Source organism: Marinobacter lipolyticus SM19, from assembly GCF_000397065.2.
Classification (GTDB): domain Bacteria; phylum Pseudomonadota; class Gammaproteobacteria; order Pseudomonadales; family Oleiphilaceae; genus Marinobacter; species Marinobacter lipolyticus.
Genome location: NZ_KE007306.1, coordinates 193,792 through 205,275, shown reverse-complemented (window position 1 = coordinate 205,275; position 11,484 = coordinate 193,792). Strand labels below are relative to the sequence as shown.

General features: G+C 59.2%; 7 protein-coding genes. 2 read left to right on the top strand and 5 right to left on the bottom strand.

The genetic code is table 11. The features are described 5' to 3' along the window. Nucleotides 1-16: 16 nt before the first annotated feature. From MARLIPOL_RS00935 to MARLIPOL_RS00920, 4 genes are read right to left on the bottom strand one after another with little or no spacing between them, the layout of a single operon-like run. On the bottom strand, nucleotides 17-1,504 hold the full coding sequence (locus tag MARLIPOL_RS00935; protein WP_012136169.1) for an amidase: 1,488 nt from the start codon (nucleotides 1,502-1,504) through the stop codon (nucleotides 17-19). Nucleotides 1,505-1,535: 31 nt separating this feature from the next. After that, entirely contained in the window at nucleotides 1,536-2,543 is a 1,008-nt protein-coding gene (locus MARLIPOL_RS00930) for a hypothetical protein (RefSeq protein ID WP_012136168.1), read from the bottom strand. Between the two features lie 40 nt (nucleotides 2,544-2,583). Next, entirely contained in the window at nucleotides 2,584-3,792 is a 1,209-nt protein-coding gene (locus MARLIPOL_RS00925) for an acyl-CoA dehydrogenase family protein (RefSeq protein WP_012136166.1), read from the bottom strand. A gap of 25 nt (nucleotides 3,793-3,817) precedes the next feature. Next, entirely contained in the window at nucleotides 3,818-5,122 is a 1,305-nt protein-coding gene (locus MARLIPOL_RS00920) for an acyl-CoA dehydrogenase family protein (RefSeq protein ID WP_012136165.1), read from the bottom strand. A gap of 199 nt (nucleotides 5,123-5,321) precedes the next feature. Between MARLIPOL_RS00920 and MARLIPOL_RS00915 the strand changes: the two genes are divergently transcribed. Continuing rightward, nucleotides 5,322-7,070 carry an autotransporter assembly complex protein TamA gene (locus tag MARLIPOL_RS00915; protein ID WP_082446005.1) on the top strand — a complete coding sequence of 583 codons (1,749 nt, stop codon included), beginning with the start codon at nucleotides 5,322-5,324 and terminating at the stop codon, nucleotides 7,068-7,070. Then, nucleotides 7,034-10,792 carry a translocation/assembly module TamB domain-containing protein gene (locus MARLIPOL_RS00910; RefSeq protein WP_186008453.1) on the top strand — a complete coding sequence of 1,253 codons (3,759 nt, stop codon included), beginning with the start codon at nucleotides 7,034-7,036 and terminating at the stop codon, nucleotides 10,790-10,792. The genes MARLIPOL_RS00915 and MARLIPOL_RS00910 overlap by 37 nt, the downstream gene beginning before the upstream one ends. Here the strand turns inward: MARLIPOL_RS00910 and MARLIPOL_RS00905 are convergent. Beyond that, nucleotides 10,789-11,475 (bottom strand): SIMPL domain-containing protein, encoded by a 687-nt coding sequence (locus MARLIPOL_RS00905; RefSeq protein WP_012136162.1) that lies wholly within the window; start codon nucleotides 11,473-11,475, stop codon nucleotides 10,789-10,791. The two genes, MARLIPOL_RS00910 and MARLIPOL_RS00905, sit on opposite strands and share 4 nt — an antisense overlap. Between the last annotated feature and the right edge of the window lie 9 nt (nucleotides 11,476-11,484).

The window sequence follows — 11,484 nt, the reverse complement described above, 5'->3', positions numbered from 1 at the left end:
CGCGAATCTGAGTTGATCAGAATCCCGATGGCGGGCTAAAACCCGCCAGTCCCTCTTTTTCCAGCAGTTCTGCAAATCGGATAGTGGTCAGATCCTTCCCGGGGGCGCCAATCACCTGCACATTGAACGGCAGTCCGTCCTTGCTGCGCCCTACCGGCACCGATGTGGCGGGCAGGCCGAGCAGTGTGGCAAAGGCAATCCAGCAAAACTGGTCCATATAGGCCCTGGGCTGACCTGCGACAGAGATTCGGCGCTTGAAGACCGGATGACTGTGGTCGTGGCGTATGGCAGTGGTGGGTGTGACCGGCGTGAGCAGCACATCGAATTCTTCGAACAGGCCGTCGATTTCGGCGCGCATTTTTTCCCGCGTTTCACTCACGGCAATCCACTGGTGAATCGGTTGGTTCACACCGCGTCCGTATTCACCAATAAAGGGCGTGAGTGGGCCCAGTAATTTCAGCCACCTTTCCAGTCGTGCCACCCAGAGCATTTGCCGGCGTTGGGCCGGCTTGAGAGAGGTGCTCAGCAGGCTTCCCAGAAGGTTGAAATAGGGCGGCAGGATATGTTCCAGGTTGAGTAACGGGTGCCTGGCTTCGGCGACCAGGGTGCCCCGTTTCTCCAGTTCCTGCCCCAGACTGCGGTAGCCATTGGTAAGCTCCTCCTCCACCGGGCATAACGGATCTTCCAACCAGAGACCCACGCGGGCCTGGTCCAGGGATGTGAGCGTCGAAGGCTCCATGTCTACGGACCAGCTGCGGGCTTCCAGGGGCGTGGGGCCGGCAATCACGTTCAACAGCAGAGTCAGGTCCCGGGCGGTGCGGGCCAGAGGGCCACCTTCGGCCAGATCCGGTCGGGACTGTGTACCGGGCGGTCCCGGAATATGGCCCCGGAAGGACACCAACGCTCGGGTCGGCTTGTGGCCGAACACGCCACAAAAGTGGGCCGGAGTACGGATGGAGCCCGCCAGGTCGCTGCCCACTTCCAGCGGCGTCATGCCCGCGGCCAGTGCGGCTGCAGCACCGCCGGACGAACCGCCGGGGGTGTGATCGTGGTTGTAGGGGTTGTTGGTCACACCAAACAGTTTGTTGTAGCTCTGCAGGTCCGTGGCGTAGAGGGGTACGTTCGTCTTGCCGAGGATGATGGCGCCGGCATCTTCCAGGCGCTGGACCACATCGGCGTGGTGTTGCGGGCGATGCTCCCTCAGTGCAGGGGCTCCTGCGGTGCAGGTCATACCCGCGACTTCCCAGGTGTCCTTCACGGTTAAGGGCAGGCCGTGCAGAGGGCCAAGCGGGGAACCGGAGGCGCGTTTTTCATCCGCCGCCCGGGCTTTCTTCAGAGCCTGCTGTTCGTCCAGGGTCACCACGGCATTGATGGTGTCATTGTGTTTCCGGATCTGGTCCAGAAAATGTTGTGTCACGGCTTCGCTGGAAAGCGTGCCATCACTGAGTTCCTTTATAAGCTCGTGGGCGGGCCGGTAATGCAGGGCCTGTTGTGATGATGGCATGGCATCGACTCTTGATGTTGTTAGGTAAGGGTTATGGCAACTCTTCGCGCCAGTGTTTGACTCGTACCTGGGCCTTGACCGCATCCAGAATTTCCAGGATCAGATTGATCAATGCTTCGTTTGCGGCGGACTCTGCCCGTGCGTCGGCAGGATCAGGCATGAATACGTTAATAATGTCTTCAATGAAGGCGTGGTTGGATGCCGATGCGAGGTCCTCAAGGATCTGGTGGATGACGTTGGCGACGATGTCGCCAACCGCTTCCTCCAGGGTTTCCTGGATCGTGGGCCCGACCACCGGCAGATATTTCAGTCGAGACAGCTCAAGGTTCTGCTTGAGCGCGCTGTCCACCCGGTCCTCAAGATAACTCCGCAGGGCTCCCCGGTTAGGCACATAACCTTCCTGGGCGGCCTGAGCCACACGCTGGGAAATCCAGTCCGTCAGCATGTCCTTGCGTGGATAGACGATGTCATGCTGGATGCGTTCAAACAGGGGGGAGCCTCGCTTAACCTCCTGCTGTACGCCAGACAGCACTTTGAGCACGATACGGTCCGACAGTTCTTCCATGAAGGCTTCATAGTAGAAATTGACGAACTGATAGGCGCGCATGCTGGTGACGTCAATGATCTTGTACTGGTGTAACCGGTAAATAATGGAGATCACCCGCAGAACCCGGAGGAAGCGGAAGCTTCCCACCGGGATACAGCCCACCAGGTCATACCAGTGGATAAATGGGTAGAAGTACCAGCGGTCGTAGACACTGGCCTTCACCGCGTATCCCCAGCGAACGAAGAATTCGGTGAGGAAGATGCTGACGAAGACCAGGTCGTAGAACAGGAAGTTTTCATGGATGGGGTCGTAAAGGCCATGAAACCCCGGCGTATGTTCCGCGAAGAAGCCTTCGATGGCACTGAAGGCATACACGGAATCAAATATGATCAGGGCCAGGTTGGCGATGAGCAGGCCCAGCATCAGGAAGTCGATGATGAGCCAGATCGTCTGATGACTGGACTTGAGATTTTCGCGGTTGATTTTCAGCATTCAGGTGCCTGAATTCCTGTGAATTTTCCCACAGGTTAGCCTATTTCAACTCAGCGGACGACTTCCCGAGCAGCCGGCGGGCGATGATCAGCAACTGAATTTGTTGGGTGCCCTCGAAAATATCGAGAATTTTCGAGTCGCGGGCCCATTTCTCCAGCAGCTCCGTCTCTCCATAGCCGAGGCTGCCGCACAGTTCCACGCAGCGCAGGGTGATGGCGTTGCCGACTCGTCCGGCCTTGGCCTTGGCCATCGAAGCCTCCTTTGAATTGGGCAGGCCGTTATCGGCCATCCAGGCGGCACGAAGAGTGAGCAACCGGGCGGCTTCCAGCTCTGCTTCGAGCAGGTGAAGTTCGCGGGTTACCGCTGACTGGGTCCAGGTCTGGGGCTGGTAACTGAGATCAATCCCGGCTCGTTCCACGATTTCGCGGGTGCGCTCAAGCGCGGCACGGGCCACGCCGATGGCCATGCCCGCCACCACCGGGCGGGTGTTGTCAAAGGTTTGCATAGCGCCGGCAAACCCCTTGTCGACGCTGATTTCCGGATCCCCCAGCAGGTTTTCTTTCGGTACACGACAGTTTTCGAAACGGATGGCAGCCGTATCCGAAGCCCGAATGCCCAGCTTCTTTTCCAGGCGCTCCACCGTCATACCGGGTGTGCCTTTTTCCACCACAAAGGATTTGATGGCGGCACGCCCCTTGTTGCGGTCAAGGCTGGCCCAGACCACCACGGCGTTCGCCCGTTCACCAGCCGTCACGTAGATTTTTTCGCCATTAATAATGTAGTGGTCGCCGCTTTCTGTTGCCGTGGTGCGAATGGCGGCAGAATCCGAGCCTGCCCCGGGTTCAGTGATAGCCATGGCGGCCCAGGTATCGCCCAGTCGGTTCAGTTGCTCTTCGTTTGCAACGGCGGCAATGGCAGAGTTTCCGAGGCCCTGACGGGGAATGGACAGCGCCAGGCCGACATCGCCCCAACACAGCTCGGTCAGCCCCAGCACGGTTTTCATATTGGTGCCGTTGCGGTTACCGTCGTTGCCGTTACCACCTGAACGGGCCAGTTTGCCGGCGCCGGCACCCCCATCCGGGGCGCCTTCGTTCATGCCGTCCATAATCGAGGCAAACATGTCCAGTTCCTTGGGGTAAGCGTGTTCCGCCCGGTCGTATTTACGGGAAATGGGGCGGAAGACTTCCTGGGCGACCTGCCGGGCCTGGTGAACAATCGGGGAGAATTTCTTCGGTATTTCCAGGTTCATGATGTTACTCCAGTACTGTTCGGACTCAGGCGTGGACGCCGCCGGTGTGGGTGGCGACAGAGCGCAGGTCGCGATACCAACGCTCAACCGGGTGTTCTTTCACGAAGCCATGACCGCCAAGCAGCTGGACACCGTTGGTGCCAATTTCCATGGCCTTCTCGCTGCACAAGAGCCTGGCCAGGCTGGCCTCCCGATGGAACGACTGCTCGGTCTCTGCGCGGCTGGCAGCGCGCCAGGCGAGCATGCGCATGCTGTCGGCTTCGATGGCCAGGTTGCTGATCATGAACGCCACGGACTGGCGGTTGCTGATCGGTTCACCGAATGCGACCCGTTCGTTGCAGTAGGGAATGACGTAATCCAGCACGGCTTGGGAGGTACCAATAGCGAGGCCGCAGCGTAGCAAGGCGCCGAGGTTCAGGAACGCCTGGTAATCGAAGTCGTCGTCGCCCAGCAGGGCATCAGCGGATACCTCAACATTACTCAGGGTCAGGGTGACCGGCTGCGCGGCCCGCAAGCCCATGGTGGGATCGGCGGTGTGGTCCATGCCATCGGTGCCGGACTCGACAATAAACAGTCGTGGTCGCCCGTTCAGTGTTGCGGCAACGAGGAGTAGATCACTCTGAGCTCCGAGGACGACGCCGTTCTTCCTGCCATTCAGTCGGTATCCGTTGGCGGTGGATTCGGCGATGGTGCTCAGGTTGAGGGGATCGAACAATGCCCTTGGTTCATCAATCGCAATGGTCGCGACTGGCGGGTGTTCTTCGCAAAAGGCCGGAAGATACCTGGATTGTTGTTCACCCGTTCCCCATTGGGTGATTGCCTGAGCAACGCTGAAGGGCGCCAGCAGGGCGATCGCCAGCCCCATGTCGCCCCACGCCAGTTGCTCGGCAATCAGCACGCTGGTAACCGGGGATCGGGTCTCAGCGACACCGCCAAATTCCGCGGGCACGGCGTAGAGAGTCAATCCCAGTTCTGCAGTGGCGTCGAAAACATCGGCGGGCAGGGCGCCAGCTTCATCTGCTTCCGCCGCGGCTGGTCTCAGGGTGTCCCGCGCCAGCCGGTGCAAGCTATCGACAATCATCTGTTGGTCGTCGTCCAGCGTAAGATCGAACAGTGCTGGTGCGGATTTTCCCGGCAGGCGTTTTTGCGGCAACCAGTTGGCGACCCGTTTGAATTCGCGGCCTGCCAGGGCAATGGTCCGAAAACCAACCCGGGTTCCGTGGTAGGCGGTTCTTTCGGTCGCTGTGCGCAGACCAAAACGGTCCAGCAAGGGGTTCGCCGCAAGGCGGTTCATCATGGACAGGGCGAGTCCGATGGGATCCCTGGTCATCGTCAGTCTCCTTTGGAGGCGCGCGGGAACCCGGCGCTCCTGTTACTATCAGACAGTTGTTATTGGATAGAGTCTGGTCTGATCATGGGCGTGTCGGCTTCGGTAGCCATTGGCAAAAGGCGCGTCGCTGGTGGTCGGTCTGGTCAATCCGCTAGACTCGGCATCTTCTTTACTTCATCAAAAGACGATTCATAAACGGATGTTCTCCCTTACCAGACAAGTTCGATTTCCAGGCGCCCTGTTGTGGTGTTTGTTGTGGGTTTTGCCTGGGCACGCCAGTCAGGTGGTGGTGAATGTCGAGGGCGACTATCCTGCCCTGGAGGACAATGCGGAAGTCTTTATCGGGGAGGTCGAGGGACGAAGCGCCGACAACCTGCGCCGTTATGTTGGTACTGCAAAAAAACAGGTTCAGGAGGCCCTGAAGGCCCTTGGATACTACAGTCCTCTTATTGAGTGGGAAGTTGCGGAAGGTGAGGGAGAAGACGGACTTGCTCAACTGACGATAACAGTGATCCCCGGCGAGCCGGTTCGCATTGCCTCACGGGAGGTCGTGATTGAGGGCCCGGCGGCAGAAGACGACAGTTTTCAGGGGGGCATACCAAAGTCTCCGTCGAAGGGGGACGTGCTCAATCATGGTGAATACACCACCCTGAGACAATCCATCCAGAATCGAGCTCGTGTACTGGGCTATTTTGATGGGGAGTTTGTCAGTCGCAAGCTGGAAGTGGATCCTGAGAAAAGGACCGCAGCTATCACCATTCGCTTTCGCAGCGGCGAACGTTATCGCTTGGGAGACGTCACTTTCACGGAAGGCCATGGGTTCGAGGACAGTCTGTTGGAGCAGTTTGTGACCTTTGACCCGGGGCAGCCCTATCACGCGGATGAAATCGCCAGGCTCAGTGGGCACCTGTCCAACAGTGGTTACTTTTCTGGGGTGGATGTGGATGCATCGCCTGGCAGCGCACGGGATCGGGTGATTCCTGTGACGGTTAACCTGACGACGCGTCCGCCCAGATCCGTCGCCGCCGGTGTGGGTTTTTCCACGGACGTTGGTCCGCGGTTCCGGGGCAACTGGCGCGAACACTGGATCAACCCCATGGGCCACCGGCGCGGAGTGGAAACGGAATTGTCCGGCCCGCGTCAAAACATCAGCACCTGGTATGAGCTGCCACTGGATCCACCAATGACGGACTCCATCCGTCTCGGTGCCGGGTATCAGCGTGAGGATATTGAGGATGTGGAATCCGAACGCCTCACTCTGGGCCAGCAGTGGCAGCACCAATTGGACTCGGGGTGGATGCAGGTGGCGTCCCTGAGCTGGGAAGGTGAGCGCTTCCGCATTGGTGATGACGAAAGGGGGCAGAGCAGCCTTTTGCTGCCGGGGGTAAGCTATTCGAAGTTGCATGCCAACTCACCACTGGATCCATCCAGGGGGTATCGGGTTCAATTCGATGTAAAGGGCGGTCACCGTGAAGTCTTGTCCGATGTGGATGTTCTCCATGTGAATTTTCTGGTTCGTGGTTTGTATACGCTGGCCGATAACCACCGCTTTCTCGCACGTTTCCAGGCGGGTGGCGTAGCCACCAACCGGTTCGATGACGTGCCACCATCACTGCGTTTCTTCGCCGGTGGTGACCAGAGCGTTCGTGGTTACGGCTACGAAACCCTGTCGCCGGAAGATGAGGACGGCGTGGCCGTTGGCGGGCGTTACCTGATGGTGGGCAGTGTTGAATATCAGTACGAATTCATCCAGAACTGGCGGGTGGCGGCCTTTGTGGATGAGGGTAACGCTATCGATGATGTATTTGATCCATTGGCCACGGGGGCGGGCGTGGGCATTCGCTGGGTGAGCCCGGTGGGGCCCTTGCGCCTGGATATTGCCAAGGGGTTGGATGACGAATTCGGCGGTGAATGGCGCGTACACTTTTCCATGGGGCCCGAACTGTGACGGACGAGAAGCGGAAGCGGCGCAGCTGGCGGTTCTGGCTGTTGCTGGCGCTGGGAATTCTGGTATTGCTGCCCATTGTACTGGTTGCCGTCCTGCTACTGATCTTGCGTTCCGAGACCGGCACTGCCTGGGTTATCGACCAGATTCCGGGCTTGCAGACGGAAGGGGATAAGGGCTCCCTGTTCGGCTATTGGCGGGCCGATTCCCTACGGTGGCAGGGCTATGGTGTTGGGCTCAATATCGAGGCCGTGGTGGTGGACTGGTCCCCTGGCTGCCTTCTGAGCAAGGAATTGTGCCTGGATACGCTCCACGCGGACGCCATTGACCTTCATCTGCAACCTTCCGATGAGCCAGAGGAGCCCCGAGGCGATATCAGCCTGCCCCTGGTCAATCTGCCGGTCGGTCTGAAAATCGGCGATGTGCGCCTGGGCCCGTTTACCGTCAACGACGGCAAGGTTTGGGATTCGTTGGAAATAGAGGCGGGTGGCTCCGGAACCGACTGGTTGATCGAGCGGGTGAACTATCGGCTGGATGAGATTGTCGTAAACGCCTCGGGGCGGCTGGGAACCCGTGGTGACTGGCCTCTTGACCTGGATGTAGATGTTGCGCTGCCACCTCCACATGGCGAGGATTGGCTGTTGGCCCTCAACCTGACGGGTAGCGCGAAGGATCTCAGGTTGTCCGGTCGCAGCAGTGGTTACCTGAATGCAGTCATCGAAGGGAAGGGGGCGCCACTGGACAAGCGATTGCCCGTTCGCCTGTCTCTTCAGTCGGAGTCTTTCCTGCCGCTGGATACTCTGCCATCCACCCTGACCCTGACAAACTGGCAGTTCTCTCTCAACGGCAGTCTGGAGCAGGGGTTTGTTACCCGCTCCACGATGACGTTACCGGGCACAAAAGGGGCCATAGCGACGTCGCTTAAGGGGTTGCTGACCACTGCGGGTGTTTCGGACCTGGCGTTGGACATGGCTGGCCCCGGGGGCGACTCGGAGCAGGGCACGCTCAGGGTTGAAGGGAATGTGAGCTGGGATGAGGTCCTGACGGCAAATGCCGAGATCGGGATGGAATCATTCCCCTGGTACAGCCTGATCCCGGATTTTAAGGCACCGCCAGTTACCCTGCGGAGTGTGAATGGTGAGGTGTCTTTCCGTGATAACAGTTACAACGCGCGACTGGAAGCGGCGGTATCCGGTCCTCTGGGGGATGCCGATCTGCAAACGGCCCTGGAAGGCAATCTGGAATCGGTGTCGCTGAGCGACCTGGTGGTCAGCACCGGCGCGGGATCCCTTCGTGGCGATGCCGATATTGATTTTGCCGGGCAGCTGGCGTGGGACGCCGGCCTGACACTGGATCAATTCAACCCCGGTTATTGGGTACCCATCCTTGAAGCGCGACTGAGTGGTGATATCAACAGCCAGGGCAGGCTGACCGATGAGGGGCTGCCCGACATGACCGCTGGTTGGGATATTTCCGGCACCTGGCAGCAGGAGCCGGCCCGGAGTAATGGTGAATTGCAAGTCTCTGCCGGCACCTGGGATGTCTCCACCCTGAACCTTGAGGTGGGTGAGAACCGTATTAATGGCAGCGGCCGCTGGGGGGCCGAGATTGCCGGTAACCTCGACATCCAGATACCCCAGCCAGAGATCCTGCTGCCCGGGCTGTCGGGTGAGTTGGTCGCGTCATTGGTGATGCGCGGTAACCCGAAGGATCCCCAGGGAGACTTGAGCGTGACCGCAAATGATCTGGTCTGGCAGGACGGTGTGGCGATAGCGCAGGCTGAGCTTGAAGCCAGGCTCGGCAGTGGTCTGGCGCTGGACGCCAAGGCAGAGGCAAAGGACATCCGCGCAGGAGATGAGCGCCTGGAACGTCTGGAATTGGGTTTGTCAGGTACACAGCAGGTACACCGGCTGACTATCCGCGCGATCCACGAGGAAGCCAATCTCACCCTTGCCCTGGCGGGAGGCGCGGGTAATGCGTGGGACAGCTGGCGTGGTGCTCTGGACAGCGGGGAGCTTGACCTTCCGGGTCAGTCCCAGGCCTGGACCCTGGATCAGCCCGCGGACCTCGATTACAGCAAGGACGGTACGCTGACCTTTGGAGCACATTGCTGGCGCTGGCAGGAAAGTTCCATCTGTGCCGGGGACCAGACCCTGTTGCCAAATCCACAGCTCGCCTATCGGGTGGATAACTTCCCCTCCGAAGCCCTGGCGTCGCTGATGCCGGAAACACTGCGATGGCATGCGCGGATTAACGCCGACATTAACGTGGCGATGATTGATGAAGGCCCGGATGGCAAAATTTCCCTGGATGCGGGGGCCGGGGAATTTGAGGTGCTGGTTCAGGAAGACTGGGAATCTCTGCGTCACGATAGTCTGACCGTGAGCGTTGATATGAAGCCACAAATGGCAGACGTTGCTGTTCAGCTGACGGGGCCGGAATTGGGACAATTTTCCCTGGACCTGTCAGTTGATCCGACTGCAGAGCAGCGCACGGTAAGTGGAGACTTCTCGCTCGAAGGTCTGGATATTGCCCTGGCTGGCGTCGTGGCTGGCCTGGAGGAGGTGCAGGGCGAACTGAATGGACAAGGGCAGTTGTCCGGTCCCCTGATGAAACCGGCAGTGCACGGCGACATTGCCCTGACGGGGGGCCGATTCGTCGATCCTTCCCTGCCTATACCTCTGGAAGACGTCGTGGTGGCGTTGAAACTGAATGGCTATTCCGCCGATCTGACCGGGCATTGGAAGAGTAATGATCGTAGCGAGGGGAAACTGGCTGGTGAGCTTGATTGGGAGGGCTCGCCTGCGGTGGAAGTCACTGTCACCGGCAAGCGGCTGCCGGTGACCTACGATCCCTATGCCAGGGTAGAGGTCGCACCGGATATCACTCTGGCATTCCGTAACGGGGAATTGTCGGTGACCGGGCAAGTGGATGTGCCTCGTGGTGAGATTGAGGTGCGTACTCTGCCGGAGCAGGCGGTGTCGGTTTCCGAGGACGAAGTGATCGTAGGGGTAGAGCGGGAAGAGTCGGCGTTCCGGTCATTGAACATGGATGTCACCGTTGTGGTGGGGGAGGACGAGGTCACTTTTGATGCTTTCGGGGTAACCGGGGAGCTCAAGGGGACGCTTCGGATTGGCAACGACATGGACACTCGTGGCGCCCTCCAATTGGAGAATGGTCAGTATGAAGCCTATGGGCAGGAACTGGAGCTGCGCCGGGCCCGGATTGTCTTTGTGGGGCCACTCACAGAACCGTATCTGGACATCGAGGCAATTCGCCGGGTGGACACTGTGGTTGCAGGCATTCGACTCAGCGGCCCGGTCAGTGAGCCGCAAACGGAAGTTTTCTCTGAGCCATCGATGCCCCAGAGTGATGCTTTGTCCTACGTGATACTCGGGCGTGCTCCCCAAAGCCGGGGGGATGAAGGACAGATGAGTCGCGCGGCGTTGTCACTGGGACTTACCCAGGCCAGCAAGGTCACTCAGGGATTGGGAGACGAGCTTGGTATTCGCAACCTCATCCTGGAAGCTGAAGGGACGGGAGACCAGGCGTCTGTTGTCGCCAGTGGTTATATCACCGATGAGCTGAGCCTGCGCTATGGCGTGGGGATCTTCGAGCCGATTACCACCGTAGCGTTGCGCTACGATCTGGGGCGTTACTTCTATCTGGAAGCAGCCAGTGGCCTGGCTGCTTCCCTCGACATCTTCTATACCCGGGATTTCTAGTCAAGCTCGAACGTTGCGCTGACGCTCGCCTGTAGCTCCCGGTCGCCGACGCTGGACACCACATCCACTCCGGATTTGGCTTCCGCCATCATCATCGGCATGGGGCGGTGGCCGCCATTGACGTTGATGTTAATGACGTCACCGCAGGATTGGTCCAGCTGGAGGGCAACAAACTCGCACCGGGATCTGGCATCGGCAATCGCCCTGGCCAGGGCCTCTTTTTCCAGTCCCGACTCATTGGAATGGTAAAAACTGCCGGAACCGAGGTGGTAGTCCAACCCAAGTTTCTGGGCCTGTTCCAGCAGGGGATTAAGCAGTGCCAGGTCATTAATGGTAAAACTCACGGTTTGCGAGGCCACCGCCATTTTCTGTGGTTCCTGGCCCCGTTCCTGAACCGGCAGCGTACGGGTATAAAGATTGACGTTGGCGTCACTGTAGTCGTTGAGTTGGTCCCGGTATGTGCTGATGTTGTCGCGCCACTGGGCCATCATGTCATTGACCTTGTCCGATGCGCGGGCAGGCAAATTGTGTTCGGCGCTGGCCGTGAACTGCAGGCGGGCGCTGTCAGGTGTGTACTTGACGCTGCCTTCGCCGCTCAGGCTGACTTCGCCAGCATGGGCGGCCAACGGAATCAATGTTGCGGCAAGGCCTGGTAGAAAGTGTTTTTTCATCGTGTTCAGCATGGTCAGATC

Coding starts and splice junctions, on each gene's coding strand:
- MARLIPOL_RS00925 (WP_012136166.1), bottom strand. CDS start 3,792: ATGAACCTGGAAATACCGAAGAAATTCTCCCCGATTGTTCACCAGGCC.
- MARLIPOL_RS00935 (WP_012136169.1), bottom strand. CDS start 1,504: ATGCCATCATCACAACAGGCCCTGCATTACCGGCCCGCCCACGAGCTT.
- MARLIPOL_RS00930 (WP_012136168.1), bottom strand. CDS start 2,543: ATGCTGAAAATCAACCGCGAAAATCTCAAGTCCAGTCATCAGACGATC.
- MARLIPOL_RS00915 (WP_082446005.1), top strand. CDS start 5,322: ATGTTCTCCCTTACCAGACAAGTTCGATTTCCAGGCGCCCTGTTGTGG.
- MARLIPOL_RS00920 (WP_012136165.1), bottom strand. CDS start 5,122: ATGACCAGGGATCCCATCGGACTCGCCCTGTCCATGATGAACCGCCTT.
- MARLIPOL_RS00905 (WP_012136162.1), bottom strand. CDS start 11,475: ATGCTGAACACGATGAAAAAACACTTTCTACCAGGCCTTGCCGCAACA.
- MARLIPOL_RS00910 (WP_186008453.1), top strand. CDS start 7,034: ATGGCGCGTACACTTTTCCATGGGGCCCGAACTGTGACGGACGAGAAG.